The sequence below is a fragment of the Vibrio sp. 2-2(8) genome, assembly GCF_963888495.1.
In the GTDB taxonomy this organism is placed as follows: Bacteria; Pseudomonadota; Gammaproteobacteria; order Enterobacterales; family Vibrionaceae; genus Vibrio; species Vibrio anguillarum.
On record NZ_CAWPJM010000055.1, the window covers coordinates 80,143 to 98,002 of the forward strand.

14 protein-coding genes are annotated in these 17,860 nt (G+C 44.0%); 4 read left to right on the top strand and 10 right to left on the bottom strand.

What is annotated here, in order from left to right:
* Positions 1-124 precede the first annotated feature (124 nt).
* From glmM to rlmE, 4 genes are all read right to left on the bottom strand, one after another.
* Positions 125-1,465 (bottom strand): phosphoglucosamine mutase, encoded by a 1,341-nt coding sequence (glmM, locus tag AACV12_RS17825; protein ID WP_017045391.1) that lies wholly within the window; start codon positions 1,463-1,465, stop codon positions 125-127.
* A gap of 22 nt (positions 1,466-1,487) precedes the next feature.
* On the bottom strand, positions 1,488-2,318 hold the full coding sequence (gene folP, locus AACV12_RS17830; RefSeq protein WP_170901132.1) for a dihydropteroate synthase: 831 nt from the start codon (positions 2,316-2,318) through the stop codon (positions 1,488-1,490).
* A gap of 58 nt (positions 2,319-2,376) precedes the next feature.
* Positions 2,377-4,326, bottom strand: a complete 1,950-nt coding sequence (gene ftsH, locus AACV12_RS17835; RefSeq protein WP_017049783.1) for an ATP-dependent zinc metalloprotease FtsH — start codon at positions 4,324-4,326, stop codon at positions 2,377-2,379.
* Positions 4,327-4,424: 98 nt separating this feature from the next.
* Positions 4,425-5,054 carry a 23S rRNA (uridine(2552)-2'-O)-methyltransferase RlmE gene (rlmE, locus tag AACV12_RS17840; protein ID WP_010318530.1) on the bottom strand — a complete coding sequence of 210 codons (630 nt, stop codon included), beginning with the start codon at positions 5,052-5,054 and terminating at the stop codon, positions 4,425-4,427.
* Positions 5,055-5,173: 119 nt separating this feature from the next.
* Here rlmE and yhbY point away from each other — a divergent pair, with 119 nt between their 5' ends.
* Entirely contained in the window at positions 5,174-5,470 is a 297-nt protein-coding gene (gene yhbY / locus AACV12_RS17845; protein ID WP_010318529.1) for a ribosome assembly RNA-binding protein YhbY, read from the top strand.
* Positions 5,471-5,558: 88 nt separating this feature from the next.
* Here the strand turns inward: yhbY and greA are convergent, their stop codons facing one another.
* Complete coding sequence (greA, locus tag AACV12_RS17850; protein WP_013857625.1) at positions 5,559-6,032, bottom strand: transcription elongation factor GreA; 474 nt, start codon at positions 6,030-6,032, stop codon at positions 5,559-5,561.
* Between the two features lie 553 nt (positions 6,033-6,585).
* Between greA and ompU the strand changes: the two genes are divergently transcribed.
* Entirely contained in the window at positions 6,586-7,581 is a 996-nt protein-coding gene (gene ompU / locus AACV12_RS17855) for a porin OmpU (RefSeq protein ID WP_170901134.1), read from the top strand.
* A gap of 99 nt (positions 7,582-7,680) precedes the next feature.
* Entirely contained in the window at positions 7,681-9,123 is a 1,443-nt protein-coding gene (gene dacB / locus AACV12_RS17860; RefSeq protein ID WP_170901136.1) for a serine-type D-Ala-D-Ala carboxypeptidase, read from the top strand.
* Here dacB and AACV12_RS17865 read toward each other — a convergent pair.
* Both AACV12_RS17865 and tyrS read right to left on the bottom strand, forming a co-directional pair.
* Positions 9,102-9,947, bottom strand: coding sequence for a magnesium transporter (locus AACV12_RS17865; protein WP_026027515.1), 846 nt, complete (start codon positions 9,945-9,947; stop codon positions 9,102-9,104). The genes dacB and AACV12_RS17865 overlap by 22 nt on opposite strands.
* Positions 9,948-10,418: 471 nt before the next feature.
* Positions 10,419-11,606 carry a tyrosine--tRNA ligase gene (gene tyrS, locus AACV12_RS17870; protein WP_013857629.1) on the bottom strand — a complete coding sequence of 396 codons (1,188 nt, stop codon included), beginning with the start codon at positions 11,604-11,606 and terminating at the stop codon, positions 10,419-10,421.
* A 129-nt stretch (positions 11,607-11,735) separates the two neighbouring features.
* On the opposite strand from tyrS, the gene AACV12_RS17875 reads away from it, so the two are divergent.
* Positions 11,736-13,028: a peptidoglycan DD-metalloendopeptidase family protein gene (locus AACV12_RS17875; protein WP_017048386.1), complete on the top strand. Its 1,293-nt coding sequence runs from the start codon at positions 11,736-11,738 to the stop codon at positions 13,026-13,028.
* Between the two features lie 51 nt (positions 13,029-13,079).
* Here the strand turns inward: AACV12_RS17875 and AACV12_RS17880 are convergent, their stop codons facing one another.
* The 3 genes from AACV12_RS17880 to erpA all read right to left on the bottom strand — a co-directional run bounded on the left by AACV12_RS17880 (position 13,080) and on the right by erpA (position 17,760).
* On the bottom strand, positions 13,080-16,178 hold the full coding sequence (locus tag AACV12_RS17880; protein ID WP_088728621.1) for an efflux RND transporter permease subunit: 3,099 nt from the start codon (positions 16,176-16,178) through the stop codon (positions 13,080-13,082).
* A gap of 8 nt (positions 16,179-16,186) precedes the next feature.
* Positions 16,187-17,293, bottom strand: a complete 1,107-nt coding sequence (locus tag AACV12_RS17885; protein WP_170901138.1) for an efflux RND transporter periplasmic adaptor subunit — start codon at positions 17,291-17,293, stop codon at positions 16,187-16,189.
* Between the two features lie 125 nt (positions 17,294-17,418).
* Complete coding sequence (gene erpA, locus AACV12_RS17890) at positions 17,419-17,760, bottom strand: iron-sulfur cluster insertion protein ErpA (protein WP_026027518.1); 342 nt, start codon at positions 17,758-17,760, stop codon at positions 17,419-17,421.
* Positions 17,761-17,860: the final 100 nt, after the last annotated feature.

Consider the following 17,860-nt stretch of genomic DNA (forward strand, 5'->3'; position numbering starts at 1 on the left):
AATGGAGTTTATGCTTCAAGCGGTTAAAAAAAGGGCAACAACACCCTATGTGTACAGCTAACCATAAGATTTCAAGCCAAATTACGGTCATGAAATCCTAGGTTAACTCATATTATTTGTCTGGTTAGCAATTATCTTTAACCGCTTGCGCTATCTTTAATGCTGAATTTTTTACTAGCTCAGCATCTTCCCCTTCCACCATCACGCGCAATAAAGGTTCAGTACCTGATTTACGCAAGAGCACTCGACCTTGGCTACCAAGTTCCGCTTCTACGGCAGCTACTGCCGCTTTTACCGCTTCGGCTTCTAATGGGTTGGAATCACCACTAAAACGTACGTTTTCTAAAACCTGCGGGTAAAGCGTCATGCCTTTAGCCAGTTCATTGAGCGACATTTCACTGCCCACAACGGAAGCAAGAACTTGCAACGCCGCAACAATCGCATCACCCGTAGTCACTTTGTCTAGCAGTATGATGTGCCCTGAATTTTCTGCGCCAATTTTCCAACCTTTTGCCAGCAATTTTTCCATCACATAACGGTCACCAACCGCCGCTCGCACAAAAGGGATACCTAACTGCTTTAAGCCGTTTTCCATACCAAGGTTTGTCATTAGCGTTCCAACAACACCACCTTTTAATTCTCCACGTCTCAGGGCATCACGGGCGATGATATAGGCAATTTGATCTCCATCCACTTTATTGCCAAGCTCATCAACCATAATTAAGCGATCGCCATCACCATCAAATGCCAGCCCTAAATCTGCTTTTTCTGCCACAACGCGCTGTTGCAACGCACGGACATCCGTTGCTCCAACTTCGTCATTAATATTCAGACCATCTGGCTCAACCCCCATTGCTATCACTTCAGCGCCAAGTTCCTTAAAGACATTAGGAGCGATGTGATAGGTGGCACCATGAGCACAGTCAACGACGATTTTCAGCTTTGATAAATTCCATTGCGATGGAAAGGTACTTTTACAAAACTCGATATACCGCCCTGCAGCGTCGACCATACGTGAAGCCTTACCAAGTTCGGCAGACTCGACACACTCAATCGGTTTATCCAATTCAGCTTCGATCTCCAATTCAATTTCATCAGGTAATTTAGTCCCTTCGGATGAGAAGAATTTGATGCCGTTATCGTAATAAGGGTTATGCGACGCTGAGATAACGATCCCCGCTTCTGCACGAAAGGTTTGAGTCAGGTAAGCAACAGCTGGCGTCGGCATAGGTCCGGTAAAAATCGCCTTTAATCCTGCAGCGGCTAAGCCCGCTTCTAGAGCCGACTCAAGCATGTAACCTGAAATACGCGTATCTTTACCAATAATGACTTTTTTCGTGCCTTGTTTTGCCAATACACGTCCAGCCGCCCAGCCAAGTTTTAATACGAAATCGGGAGTGATAGGATACTGTCCAACTTTACCGCGGACACCATCTGTACCAAAGTAACGTCTTTTGTCAGACATGATTTTTCCTTAATTATTATTGTTAACTATTTTGAATAATGGTTTGTACTATTTTCATTGCTTCAATGGTTTCGTTCACATCATGGACACGAATAATCTGTGCACCTTTCATTGCAGCTACAGCTGCACAGGTAACGCTCGCCACCATACATTCAGCTGGTTTTTTATTGAGTAGTTTAAAAATCATTGACTTACGGGACATCCCAGCCAATATCGGCAAACCTAGTTGATGAAATACGTCTAGATGTGCAAGCAGATAATAATTATGCTCAATGGTTTTGCCAAATCCAAAACCGGGGTCGAGGATAATATTTGCACGCGCGATCCCTGCGCGCTCGCACGCTGCGACTCGATCTTCTAGAAAGAGCTTAACATCCGCTAACACATCTTGATAATGTGGGCTGGTTTGCATCGTTCGTGGCTGGCCTTGCATATGCATGATACAGACAGGCACTTGTGCTTTAGCCGCAACCTCTAATGCCCCCGGCTCTTGCAGTGCACGAACATCATTAATCAAGTCAGCACCAGCCTCAACCGCCTGACGCATCACTTCAGCTTTACTGGTGTCAATTGAAATCCAGACGTCATACTTTGCACGAATAGCTTTAATAATAGGAATAACACGAGATAATTCGTCATCGAGAGTCACTTCTGGAGCCCCCGGCCGAGTTGACTCCCCTCCAATATCAATAATGCTGACACCTGCGGTAATCATTGTATCGGCATGCTCTAGTGCCAAATCTAGCGCGTTAAATTTTCCACCATCGGAAAATGAATCCGGAGTCATGTTCAAGATACCCATGACATGAGGACGATCGAGGATAAGTGTCTTTGTTGGGGTTTGAATCTTCATTTTGCTCTAAAACACAAAAACCCCGAGAAAGCTCGGGGTTTAATTTGAATATTAACGATTACTCAGCATCTTTCTTTTCTGAGGACTCAGTGGCTACTTCGTCTTCTGCTGCTGGCTCTACTTTTGGCTCTTGAGCTTTTTCCGCTTCCGCTTTTTCTGCTTGAGCTTTGGCTTGATCAGCCCAACCTGCAGGTTCGCGAATCTCGGTTTTACGCTCCATTAAGTCATCAATTTGGCCTGCATCAATCGTTTCGTATTTCATCAACGCATCTTTCATTGCATGCATAATATCCATATTTTCTTCAAGGATTTTACGCGCACGATCATAGTTGCGGTCAATAATTTTACGAACTTCGTCATCAATCAACTTAGCAGTATCTTCAGACACATGCTTAGTTTGAGTCACGCTGCGCCCTAAGAAGACTTCACCTTCATCTTCTGCATACAACAATGGGCCAAGTTTTTCCGAAAAGCCCCATTGCGTAACCATTTTACGAGCAATGGCTGTCGCGCGTTCGATATCGTTTGATGCACCAGTTGAAACGTTTTCTGGGCCGTAAATTAACTCTTCCGCTAAACGACCGCCATACAAGCTTGAAATCATAGACTCAAGATGCAGCTTCGACATGCTAACTCTGTCTTGTTCAGGCAAGTACATCGTTACACCTAAAGCTCGACCACGTGGAATAATCGATACTTTATAAACAGGGTCATGTTCAGGCACCAAACGACCAACAATGGCGTGTCCTGCTTCATGATAAGCTGTTGATGCTTTAGTTTCTTCAGACATCACCATCGAACGACGTTCAGCACCCATCATGATTTTGTCTTTTGCTAACTCAAACTCAACCATTGAAACATTGCGTTTGTTACCGCGAGCAGAGAATAACGCGGCCTCGTTCACTAAGTTCGCCAAATCGGCACCAGAGAAACCCGGTGTTCCGCGAGCAATCAATGAAGGTTCAACATCACCAGCTAAAGGTACTTTACGCATATGAACTTTCAAGATCTGTTCACGACCGCGAACATCAGGTAAACCGACCACCACTTGACGGTCAAAACGCCCCGGACGCAGCAGTGCTGGGTCTAAAACGTCTGGACGGTTAGTTGCCGCAATGACGATAACGCCTTCATTGCCTTCAAAACCATCCATTTCAACCAACATTTGGTTTAAAGTCTGCTCACGTTCATCGTGACCGCCGCCGACACCCGCACCACGTTGGCGACCTACCGCATCAATCTCATCAATAAAGATGATACAAGGTGAAGCCTTTTTCGCTTGCTCGAACATGTCACGTACACGAGATGCACCGACACCGACAAACATTTCAACGAAATCAGAACCAGATATAGTGAAGAACGGTACTTTTGCCTCACCAGCAATTGCTTTTGCCAGTAATGTTTTACCTGTACCAGGAGGACCAACCATCAAAACACCCGTTGGAATTTTCCCACCCAGTTTTTGGAAGCGACTCGGATCACGCAAGTAATCCACAAGCTCTTTCACATCTTCTTTCGCTTCGTCACAACCAGCCACATCACCGAACGTGGTTTTGATTTGCTCTTCACTCATCATACGAGCTTTGCTCTTACCAAATGACATGGCACCTTTGCCACCGCCACCTTGCATTTGACGCATGAAGAATATCCAAACACCGATCAGTAGGATCATGGGGAACCAAGAGATAAAAATGGTCCCGAGCAAACTTTGCTCTTCTGGTGGTGTACCTTGTACTTTAACGTTTTGATTAATCAAATCATCAAGCAGTTTTTGATCGTACACGGGCATGTAAGTTACATAGCGAGTACCACCGCCTCTACGAGTAAAGGAAATTTCACTATTGTTAAATTGAGCTTCTTGAATCTGGCCTTGGCCAACTTCCTGTACGAACGTGGTGTAATCCACTGCTTTGCCGTTACTATCACCAGGGCCAAAGCTCTGGAATACCGACATTAAAACGACAGCTATAACTAGCCACAGAATTAAATTTTTTGCCATATCACTCAAGGTGTAAGCCTCGCGATAACTAATTGTAATTAAAGGTAGGGTACTACAGTTTGTAACCTGTAGCCATATGTTAACTTATGCCTTGTACAGCAAAAACGTTAACCTTTGTAACCAGTGGCTACAACAAAGACTTCTCTTGAGCGAGCTCGCGAAGAGTCTGGTTTTCTTATTTTCACGACTTTAAACAGGTTTCGAACTTCTTTGACATAATCATCAAAGCCTTCTCCCTGAAAAACCTTGACCACAAAACTACCATTTGGAGTAAGAACTTGTCGACACATATCTAGAGCTAGTTCAACCAAATACATTGCCCTTGGCTGATCAACCGAATTATTTCCGGCGATGTTAGGTGCCATGTCTGACATCACTACATCAACCATATCAGGCTGTATACGATCTAATAGTGCTTCCAGTACGGCCTCTTCACGAAAATCGCCTTGTAAGAAAGCAACGCCAACAATAGGATCCATCGGCAAAATATCACACGCGATCACTCGGCCTTTATCACCGACGATACCCGCTGAATATTGAGACCACCCACCGGGAGCCGCCCCTAAATCCACAACAGTCATTCCTGGCCTAAGCAGTTTATCTTTATTTTGAATCTCTTCTATTTTGAAAATAGCACGCGAACGATAACCTCTCTTTTTGGCTTCATTCACGTATTTATCATCAAAATGTTCTTTCAACCAGCGACTAGAGCTGGCCGAATGCTTCTGTTTACTCATTCGATTCCTAACTGAAATGTTTCCATCCAAGAAAGTATGGTAGAAAATATAGTCTTCAGGGATAGATGGCGTTAAAATAGCTTTTTTCAACCCTTATATTAAATAAAATTGGCCGCATAATGAACCTAAGCACCAAACAAAAGCAGCACCTTAAAGGCCTAGCACACAGTTTGAAACCTGTTGTACTGATGGGCGCGAATGGACTCACTGAGGCTGTTCTAGCGGAAATCGAGATTGCCCTCAACCACCACGAACTGATCAAAGTGAAAGTAGCATCAGAAGATCGCGAAACTAAGCAGTTGATTATCGATGCTATCGTGCGTGAGACTGGCGCAGAAAAAGTACAAACCATTGGTAAGATTCTCGTACTATTTCGTCAAACCGAGCAACGTAAAATCGAGATCCCTCGTAAGTAATCAGTCGCGTTATCGACGCTCTGACTCTGATGGATACAGACAAAAAAAGGTCGCACACTGCGACCTTTTTGATTGTTGTTGAAATGAATTAGAGGTATTCAACTTTATCGATTTCGAAATCTTTATCACCACCAGGAGTGGCGATAATCACCTCATCACCTTCCATTTTACCGATCAAACCGCGGGCAATCGGTGAGCTGACAGAAATGCGCCCAGATTTAATCTCAGCTTCATCTTCACCCACAATCTGGTAGCGTTTCACTTCATCAGTATCACTGTCAATCAATGTTACTGTTGAACCAAAAATCACTTTGCCTGTATTTTCCATTTTAGTGATATCGATCACCTGAGCAACAGATAGCTTATATTCAATATCACGAATTTGAGCCTCACAAATACCTTGCTCTTCTCGAGCAGCGTGATATTCCGCATTTTCTTTTAGGTCGCCAAGTTCACGTGCGGTTGCAATAGCTTGGGTAATTTGTGGACGTAATTTTAGCAGCCTATCTAACTCTTCGCGCAGCAATTGTTCACCACGAACTGTCATTGGAACTTTTTCCATTTTATACCTCTAATGCCAAAATTCGTATTTGGGCAAAACAAAACTACCCAACACAACAAAGGTTAGGTAGTACATGGATTAACATAGTTGCTAATCAGTGTAATCAAACTTCGTGACTAAATCATCTTAAATCACACGTGACCCCTGTCAGGTTTCTGTGAATGAGTTTAGGGGAAAGTGATAAAAAACAGACACAAAGCTCATTTTCACGAATGTTTTCGCACAAAAAACCGACCCACCTCACTAAAAAAAAATAAAAAACAAACTATTCGGACCAGTTGATAAAAACCAATAAAACAAATAAAAAACAAAGACTTGATATTTATTTATACGAAATAAAACGGTGTTCATAAACCTGTTTTATATCATTTTACTAACTAATTTCGGAACTTAAGAGTAAAAAGTAGAACACGAAATGCTAGTAACGTTTGGTTGTACGTTAGTGAAGGTTTACAAAACCCAACCTATGCAACTCAATGTTCAAAAGCACTCGAAGGACGATATAGACGTCGCAAATAAAAATATTTATGGACAGTAAATTAGGACTAATAAGATGAACAAAACTCTGATTGCTTTAGCAGTATCAGCTGCTGCAGTAGTAACTGGTGTAAATGCTGGTGAGCTATACAACCAAGACGGTACATCTCTAGAAATGGGCGGCCGCGCAGAAGCACGTCTTTCTCTTAAAGATGGCAAAGCGAAAGATGAATCACGCGTGCGTCTAAACTTTCTAGGTAAAGTAGCGATCAACGACAGCCTATACGGTGTTGGTTTCTACGAAGGTGAATTCACTACTAACGACCAAGGCACAAACAAAACTAACGACAGCCTAGACAACCGTTATACTTATGCTGGTATCGGCGGTAACTTCGGTGAAGTAACTTACGGTAAAAATGACGGCGCGCTAGGTGTTATCACTGACTTTACTGATATCATGTCTTACCACGGCAACTCAGCAGCGTATAAAATCGCTGTAGCAGACCGCGTAGACAACATGGTTGCTTATAAAGGTCAATTTGCTGATCTAGGCGTTAAAGCAAGCTACCGTTTTGCTGACCGTCAAGAAAGCACGTCTGCAATCACAGACAACAATGCAGATGGCTACTCTCTATCAGCTATCTACGCAATCGGCGACACTGGCGTTAAGCTAGGTGCGGGTTACGCAGATCAAGATACAGCAGCGAATGCGTCTTCTGATCAATATATGCTAGCAGCGTCTTACGCTATCTCTGATTTCTACTTCGCTGGTACTTTTGTTGATGGTCAAGACAAAGCAGCAAATAGCAAAACAGATAAAACTGGTTATGAGCTAGCAGCAAAATACACTATGGGTCAAGCTGTATTCACTTCTACTTACAACTACCTAGAGTCTAAAAATTCTGGCGCTAAAAAAGATGAAGCTGATAACTTTGCAGTTGATGCAACTTACTTCTTCAAACCTAACTTCCGTTCGTACATCTCTTACAACTTCAACCTACTTGATTCAGACAAAGTAGGTAAAGCTAAATCTGAAGACGAACTAGCACTAGGTCTACGTTACGACTTCTAATTCTTGGCTTAATGTCATAGATTTAAAACGCCTGCTTGCTAGCAGGCGTTTTTTTATCTCGCTATACTGTATGCACACTCCGCCCTGAAATGCCGTGTTATGCTCTTATTAAACCGCAGTGCTTTTTTATTCATCCTCTCGTTCTTCTTTCCTTTATCGACTTTGGCGTATACGCCTTTGCAAACACTGCCACAAGGTACTCGGGTGGGTTTATTCGTTCACTCTTTAGCCACTGAACAGGTTTTTCAAGATACTAATAACATGCAAGCGCTTTTCCCTCCTGCCAGCACTTTAAAAATGCTCACCGCGCTTGCCGCCACGCTAGAGCTTGGCGAACAATTTCGCTTCACGACTCAGCTAACTCAACATGGCGATGACATTGTTATTCACTTCTCTGGCGACCCTACGTTAACCAGCCAAGATATGAAGCAGCTACTCAGCGAGCTAAAAAAACAGGGCATCTCACAAATAAAAGGCAACCTTTGGTTAGATAATTCAGCCTTTTCAGGTTACGACCGCGCGGTTGGATCACCTTGGGATATTCTGGGGGTATGCTATAGCGCCCCATCAAGTGCAATCACTCTGGATGGTAATTGTGTGCAAGCCTCTATTTATACGCAGCCGAACGGGAAAACTCGGGTTTATGTGCCTGATCACTATCCCATTCACGTGACCAGCTACGCAAGAAGTGTTACTAAGACTGAACAAGAGAGCGCTCGCTGTGATTTAGAACTGCGTACTTCAGAGCAGAACCATTACCAGCTCGACGGCTGTTTGGCCGAGCGAGCACAACCTCTGCCACTAAAGTTTGCCGTGCAAGACCCAAACTTATACGCCACACGTATGATTTATAAGCAACTCAAACAAGTGGGCATTGAATTGCTAGGCGAGGTTAAGCTGGGTGTAAAGCAAGATGAACTGAGCATAGAAAAGGATTCATTGATAGCAACACATCAATCTATGCCACTGTACCCGTTGTTAGAAATGATGCTTAAAGAGTCTGACAATTTGATTGCTGACAGTTTAACCAAAACACTTGGCCAGCATTTTTTTATTCAACCCGGCAGTTTTAGTAATGGCACCGAGGCGATCAAGCAGATCCTTTTTTCTCGAACAGGCATCAACTTGGCACAAGCTCAGTTGGCTGATGGTTCGGGTTTATCACGTAACAACCGCCTGTCAGTACAAAATATGGTGGATGTGCTGAATTACATTTGGATTAATAATCAAACCCTTAAGCTTATTGATATCATGCCTAAAGCAGGTGAATCCGGTACCTTACAGTACCGACGTAGTATGCGTGGCCAAGCTATACAAGGGCAGCTGATTGCCAAAAGTGGTTCGCTTTATGGAACGCATAACATGGCGGGCTTCGGTTTAGATAAACAAGGAAAACCGAGTACGTTATTTGTTCAATTCATCACTGATTATTATCCGCAAGATCAAGGCGATAACACTAGTGTTACCGCCCCGATTGCTCAATTTGAGACGCTCTTCTTTGAAGATGTCGTTAAGTTCAGTCAGCTCAGTCCTAATGAATAGTTCACCACGTTAAAGTAGATCCACATACCCGAAATATCGACGATAGAAGCCAGTACAGGGCTAACTAATACCGCAGGATCTAAGTTAAAAACGCGCGCAGCAATGGGTAATAAACCGCCAATCGTCGTTGAAATGGTGACTTGGATAAAGAGCGCAACCGCAATTGCAAACGCAATGTTTTCTAGTGGAAAGCCTCCGGTTGAGTTGGCATCACTAAACAACATAATGCGAGCCACCATCACCGCAGAGATAGCCAACGCAAGGCAAACCGCAACACGGCACTCCTTCCACAATACACGCAACCATTGACGTTTGCGTAATTCACCAACCGCCAACGCGCGCACGACTAACGTCGCAGCTTGCGAGCCAGTATTCCCACCTGCAGCGGCAATAACAGGCATATACACAGCTAAGAGCACAAGCTGACTCAATGTATCTTCATACTGGGTAATAATCAGCCCGGATACGATACCAAGTAGTGCCAATACAATAATCCAGCCAATACGCTGCTTCACATGTTCAATCACGCTAGTGGTTAAATAGCTTTGTGCCGTTTCAACTTCTGAGTAAATAAACCCCAATTGGTTAGCGTAATGGCGAGCGCGAATGTCATAGCCCCCTTTATCTAATTCACTGAGTAGTTGCTGAACATAACCAATAGTACAGTGACGTAAAATCGCTACTGCCTCTTCGATAGGCATCACTGCCAATAAATGTACCTGTTTTTGCTGTTCGTACTGCAAAAATGCATTACGAGCCGCACCAATCTCTTCCAAAGAAAAGTTAGGTGAATTTTCAATATAAATGTTGCTCATTACCGTCATGGCGAATCTCCCGATTGGCAAAGGTAACGACCATCGAAATGATACCCAAATGCAATATATTGGTGAGCAATGACGTCATTGTTCATCAATGTAATTCACAGATAAGTTTTCATCTCAAACTAGAGAGCAGGAGAAAAATCGAGAGGTGTAAATCAGAAAAGATAAGCCCTACCACTGAAGGTAGGAGCGAAGATCGCCAATACCGAAAGCGGTTATTTTTCTCCCTTCATACTAGGGGGATGGTCGGTATTGTTCATAAAAATCTCCGAAAGTACTGCTCAATTAGCAGTGCGCAAATTGTACCAAAGCCTTTGGCGAAATACACTCTGATCTTTGCATCCAATGCGTTCCAATTTCACACATACCCAACCATACCATTCAGATTGAAGATTTTAATATGCCAAGATCAGGCCCAGCAAAAAAGCGCCCTTAGGCGCTTTGATGAATAGACGGTTCACTTTACTGTGATTTTTACTTTACAGTAACTCGTGCGAACTTACGCTTGCCGACTTGGTAAACATAAGTCCCCGCGGCTGGTACATTTTTGCTGTCGTCGATTTTTTCGCCATCTTGTTTGGCACCGCCTTGCTTGATCATTCGCATCGCATCAGACGTTGAAGCCACTAAACCCGCCTCTTTGAGCAGGTTAGTGATAGCAATACCCGCTGCAAATTCAAATTCTGGCATCTCTTCTGGCATCGCACCTTTTTGGAAGCGGTTGATGAACTCTTGCTCAGCCGCATCCGCCTCTTCTTTAGAGTGAAAACGTGCAATGATCTCTTTCGCCAACAAGATTTTAAGATCGCGTGGGTTCGTGCCATTTTCAACATCAGCTTTGAACTGTGCGACTTCTTCCAATGGACGGAAAGAAAGCAGCTCGTAGTAGCTCCACATTAATGTGTCAGAGATCGACATGATTTTGCCAAACATTTCACTTGGCGATTCACTGACACCAATGTAGTTGTGCGCTGATTTGGACATTTTTTTCTCGCCATCCAAACCAACAAGCAGTGGCATCATCAAGACAACTTGTGGTTTTTGACCATGTGCTTTTTGCAGTTCACGGCCCATCAATAGGTTGAATTTTTGGTCAGTACCGCCAAGCTCAACATCTGTCTCCATTGCGACTGAATCATAACCCTGTAGGAGTGGATACATGAATTCATGAATGGCAATAGGCTGACCATTAGCGTAGCGCTTTTTGAAATCATCGCGCTCTAGCATGCGTGCCACTGTTTGGTTCGATGCAAGACGGATCATGCCTTCCGCACCCAATAGAGACAACCATTCAGAGTTAAACTGAATTTTCGTTTTAGCCGGATCAAGAATCTTAAACACTTGTGTCTTATAGGTTTCAGCATTACGCAAAACATCGTCACGAGTGAGCGGTGGACGCGTGGTATTTTTACCGCTTGGGTCACCAACCATACCCGTGAAATCACCAATCAAAAAGGTGACTTCATGGCCCAAATCTTGAAATGCACGTAATTTATTGAGGATCACCGTATGTCCAAGATGGATATCTGGAGCCGTTGGATCAGCACCTAATTTAATGCGCAGTGGACGGTTTTCTTTCAGTTTCGCGATCAATTCATCTTCTGGGATTAGCTCTTCAACGCCGCGTTTAATTTCAGCTAAAGCCGCTTCAATACTCGCCATTCTTGTTCACTCCTACAGATTTGGCAAAATTTAATAGTTGAACATCTTACTTGAATAGCGATGCTTTTTGAAACCAGTTAGACTAACGAACCGGCTAATTTCTTTATAATTTACTAAACGAACCTAAATATGCTTTCAATTTTCGCTCGTCTCCCTTGGGTGCATCGAATCCTCATCGCCTTTTTAAGCGCACTCATGGTTTTCGCGCTGCTATTTCTACCAAACCCTGAAGATCTCGCTCAGGATCCAAATCGTCTAGAAATTGGTCGCCATTATCCATTAACCATTAACGCAGAAGCACTCTCTCCGGGAATATCTATCTCGCCTTCCACCATGCTGCGTTGGGAAACTTATCAAGTTAAATCGGGTGAAAGTGCCGCCGTATTATTTCAGCGAATTGGGCTTTCGGCTCGCTTACTCTATCAACTCACGGCAACAAATCGTGATATTGACAGCCAGCTTTCACGACTTAAGCCAGGAGATGAGCTGCAATTTGGCTTTGATGAAAATAATGAACTTGTTCAACTCAATCGCATTATTAGCGCCTTTGAAACCTTTCGTATCACTAAATCGGGCGATGGCTTTACTTCTGAGTTTGATAAAAAAGAGCTGATGTTCCAGTACAACTATGCCGAAGCGATCATTACTTCAAATTTTTGGAATGCGGGGATAAGCGCGGGTTTAACAGCAAACCAAATCATGGAGTTAGCGGGTATATTTGGTTGGGATGTGGATTTTGCGTTAGATATTCGTGAAGGTGACCAATTTAAGCTGCTATTCCAAGAAAAGGTGGTGGAAGGTGAGGTAATTGGCCGCGGAAATATCATTGCCGCCGCCTTTACCAACCAAGGTACGACGTTCACAGCAATATTGGACGATGCAACAGGCAATTACTATGACGAAAATGGCCGGGCCATGAAAAAGGCCTTTTTACGCTCGCCGATCGATTTTCGTCGCGTGACATCGAATTTCAATCCTGTGCGTCGCCACCCCGTCACAGGAAAAGTCACCGCACACAGAGGAACCGATTATGCCGCGCCAGTTGGTACCCCAATTTGGGCCGCCGGCGATGGTGTGGTTGAGAAATCAAGTTACAACCAATTTAATGGTAATTATGTGTTTATTCGTCACAGCAACACCTACATTACCAAATACCTACACTTACAACGACGTATGGTCAAAACGGGTCAACGAGTCAAGCAAGGACAAACGATTGGTACTTTAGGAGGGACAGGAAGAGTCACCGGCCCTCATCTCCACTATGAATTTTTGGTCAACGGTGTACACAAAAACCCAAGAACAGTCTCTTTACCGCAATCTAAATCCCTAACGGGCCAAGCAAAAACCACCTTTATCGCCAATGCTCAAATTAGGCTTGGGAAGCTAGAACGCTATAGCCAATTACTCTATGCCAATAAATAATAAGAAAAGGCCCACCAATAATGTGGGCCTCATTGTGTAAGATTGAGCAGGTTACTCTTCGAGAGTAGGTGGTGGTTCCTTACGCCCCAACATCAACAAGCAAGGCGTCAGTACTAACGTTAAGACAGTGGCAAAAGCAAGGCCTCCCGCAACGGCCGTGGCGAGTTGTGACCACCATTGCGTGCTGGGAGCACCAAACTCAATTTTCTGGTTAATCAAGTCGATGTTCATCTCCAGTACCATTGGCAATAACCCTAAAATAGTCGTCACTGTGGTCAATAAAACGGGCCTTAAACGCTGAACACCAGTGCGTAAAATTGCCTCTTGTTTTGACAAGCCTCTGCGTATCAGTTGGTTATAAGTATCTATCAATACGATATTGTTATTCACCACGATGCCGGCCAAGGCGATGACCCCAATACCTGACATAATAATGCCGAAAGGTTTTTGGAAAATCAGCAGACCCGCAAATACTCCGACCGTTGAAAACAGTACTGCACTTAAAATGAGGAATGCTTGGTAAAAACTATTAAATTGCGTAACCAGAATTAACCCCATAACCACCAGCGCAATCAAAAATGCATTTTTTAGAAATTCTGAGGAATGTTCCTGCTCTTCATTTTGCCCTCGTAATTTAAACTCCACCCCATTAGGTAAATTCAGTTCCGACAATGCTTGAGTAACTTTCGGCAATTCAAGGGCCAGATTATACCCTTCCTTTAGATCCGCCATAATATCGATAACCCGTCGGCCATCAATCCGTTTGATCGTATCTTGTTTGTGATCCGGTTTTATCTGCGCAAAATTGGTTATCGGCACCAGACCTGCGGGTGTGTTGACCCGCAACTGATCAAATCGACCAATATCTCGTTTATCCTCTGGGTACCGAACCAGAATATCGACCTCTTCGTTTGCATCATCAGGCAAGTAGTCACCAATTTTTAGTCCATTAGTCACAAATTGCACTGTGTTACCTACCAATGTCGCATCGGCTGAAAATCGAGAAGCATCATCACGTCGAATATCAATTCGCCAGTCAATCCCTTCTTTATTTGAGGTGTCACTGATATTAGTCAACGCGGGATTGTTATCAGCCCACTTTCTGACCATTTTAGCGGCCTCATTAAGATTTTCAGGAGTACGCGCCGACATTTCAATCACCAGATCATGCTCAACGGGTGGCCCTGCATCTGGAAATTTATACTCGATTTCCACCCCTGAAAACTGATCCGTGGTGCTTTTGAGCTCTTCAATAATCGCTTTGACGGTGCGGCGATATTGCCAATCAACAGGGGTAATTTGAATCTGGCCAATTTCATCCTCTCCCCCCGTTCGAGTATAGACGCTCTCAAATTCCTCATGGCCAAGCATCACCTGCTCAATTTCTCGCATTAAGGTGTCTTTTTCTTGGATGGAAAGATCGCCATAAGAACGAACTTTAACGGTGAAATAAGGCGGATCCACCTCTGGGAAGAATTCGGCACCGAGCCCTGCTTTGGCATAAGCAAAACCAATCACAATCGCGAGCACTATCGCACTGAACAGTATTTTAAGTGGGTGACGAATCGCAATGGCCAACGTGTGATAATAGAGCTTGGTGATGCCCGTCGCTTGGGCAAAATCACCTTCATGTAAAGCAATCATCCGTGCTTGACTGGCAGCCGAAGCATGTTGCGGTCGGCCAATTAAGCCTCCCAGCACAGGAACAAAAAGCAGTGCCATAATCAATGAAGCAGCCAGTGTAGCGATAAGCGTGAGAGGCAAGTATTTCATGAACTCACCCGTGATATCTGGCCAAAAAAGCAGAGGGGCAAAAGCGGCTAAAGTAGTAGCAGTTGATGCGGTAATCGGCCATGCCATCCGTTTTGCGGCATCTCGATACGCTTCTTTACGCGGCACACCTTCTTGCATGCGCCGATCAGCAAACTCAGTTACCACTATGGCTCCATCAACCAGCATGCCAACCGCCATAATTAATGCAAATAACACGACAATATTGACGGTTAGTCCAAACACCGACAAGACTAATAATCCGGTCAAAAATGAGCCTGGTATTGAGATACCAACCAGCAGCGCCGTCCTCATTCCCAAAATAGCGATAATCACGATCACGACTAAAATAATGGCCGACAGAATATTGTTTTGTAGATCGTTGAGCATGATTTCAACGTCTTTCGACTCATCCCACGTGTATTTCACCAACAAATTACTTGGCCAATCTTCCCGTTTTTGCGCCTCTCCCATTACCGTTTTTACCAGCTCAACGGTTTCGATGATATTTTCACCAGCACGCTTTTTAACGTCCAACACCACCGCCGATTTGCCATCTAAACGAGCAAAGCTTTCGGGGTCCCGAAATGCTCGTCTGACGGTCGCGATATCGCCAAAGGTGATTACTTGCTTACCATCAACCTTCACCGGAAGCTCTAACACATCTTTCAAGGATTCAAAAACTGAAGGAACCTTTACGGAAAAACGTCCGTAGCCCGTATCGACGAAACCCGCCGCAACGACTTTATTATTCAGTGCGATTAAGTTATAGATATCGCCTTGATCGAGTCCGTAACTTTCCATCAATAGGGGATCGACAATGATCTCAACAATATCTTCGCGATCGCCAGCGATATCAACTTCTAATACTTGTCGGTAGCTTTCTAATTTGTCTCTCAACTGCCTTGCAATTTGTACGATAGCTCGCTCTGGTAAAGTGCCATAAAGCACCACTGATAATACCGGTTGCTCTGATGCCAATGTTACTTCGTTCACGGTCGGCTCATCGCTGTCTGCTGGTAGCTTCGGCTCGGCCAAATTGACCGCATCTCTCACATCCGCCATCGCTTTATCAAGGTTAACGCCAACGTTAAATTCCAAAACTACAGAAGCATGCCCTTCGGAAGCATTCGACGTCATCTCTTTTACGCCTTCAATAGAGCGCATTTCTTGCTCTAGGGGCCGCACGATAAGGCGCTCAGCATCACTCGGTGATATGCCTTGATGACTTACGGAGACATAAATAATAGGAATAGTAATGTCAGGGCTCGATTCTTTAGGGATCGAAAAATAGGTCGCCACGCCAGCGATCAAGATAAAAATCAGCAGCGATAACATAGTGCGCGAGCGAGAGAGCGCCGCATCAATAATAGAAAACATGGCGCCCCCTACTGCGCTGAGTGGTTAGGTTTCTTGACCGCAATCACTTGATCACCATCTCGAACAAAACCTTGCCCAACGGTGATAATATCCACCGTCTCCCCTAGCCCAGTTAGCCACACACCATCTTGCTCCGCTTTTACCAATTGAATGGGGATGAAGCGAACACGATCTTGCTGCAGAGTTTTAACACCTAAATTTCCTTGATCATCCAGCGCAAGCATGGCAGGCGTGATTTTCACCGCCAGTTGTGTTTCCAAACTCATCTCCACTTCAGCGCTCACACCCGCGGGGATCGTTTGATTGGGATTGTCTAATTCCACTTCGATAGCAAACGTGTTGGTGGTAGGCGATGAGACGCGAGAAATATAACGAACCTTGCCATCGACAGTAGAACCATCGATAAAACGTACACGAGCGGTTTGGTTTTGTTTGATTTTTTGGATGTGTCGTTCGCTGACATCCGCTTCTATCACTAATTTGCTGAGATCAATAAAGGTGACCATCGGGTCACCTACTCCGACAAAATCGCCTTTTTCTATCAAGATGTCTTCAACAATGCCATCGAAGGGAGCCACAACTGATGTATTACGCAAAGCCAATTGAGCACGACTTTGCACAGCGCTGGCTTCCGCCAAAGCGGCTTGCGCCGAAGCAAAGGCCACTTCGCCTTGTAAGCCTCGATTTTTTAACGACTCAGCGGCACTGAATTCTTTTTGTTTGAGTTTGAACAAGGCTTGCGCACTCTCTAATTGAGCTGCTAGATCAGCTTGATCGATTAAGACGATCTGTTGTCCTTTATTGACAGGCTGTCCTTTTGCTATCGATATCTGAGTAATTTTCCCTGCGATTTCAGCACCAATTTTAGCTTGACGATTAGGTGCGGTCCGACCGTAAAGATCGATATGCTTATCGGTCGATTCAGCCTCAAAAGATTGGTAAATAACTTTCGCAAGAGGAATGGTGTCATTGGCAGTTTGCCGGGGCTCTTCCGCTTTCAATGCCCCAAAACCTAACCAAAAACAGAGAAGTAAAATAAAAATCGTCGAGAGTAGCCAAGGTCGTTGCGAAAAAAAGCGGCCAATAGATGAACGGCTGATTTTGGTATCAGGCATAAATAATCCTTTATTATGTTCTTGCCTTCTTAAGGTTAAGGCAAAGCCCTACATAACATCCAAATACGTAGGGCTATTAAGCTTAATTAGCTACAGTAGATTAATTGTGCATCGAACTTTTTTAGTTAAACACTAAATGATGCACCACAACCGCATGTTGTTGTTGCATTAGGATTATTGACAAAAAAACGAGAGCCTTCTAGGCCTTCTGTGTAATCGACAATGCCACCTATCAAATATTGTAAGCTCATCGGGTCAACCACTAATGTCACGCCACTATTAACTATTGTGGTATCGCCATCGTTTACATTTTCATCAAAGGTAAACCCATATTGAAAACCGCTACAACCACCACCAGTAATATAAACGCGCAGTTTTAGCGCTGGATTCTCTTCTTCAGCAATCAACATTTTTACGCGTTGTGCTGCAGTATCAGAAAATGACAATGGTACATTTACTTCACTCACGATGGCCTCTCTCACTCGTGTTAATACCTGTCAGACTTATTATGCTTAACTTATGCCTGTAAAGGTGATTCTTTTTTAATAATGCAATGATTATCTAATA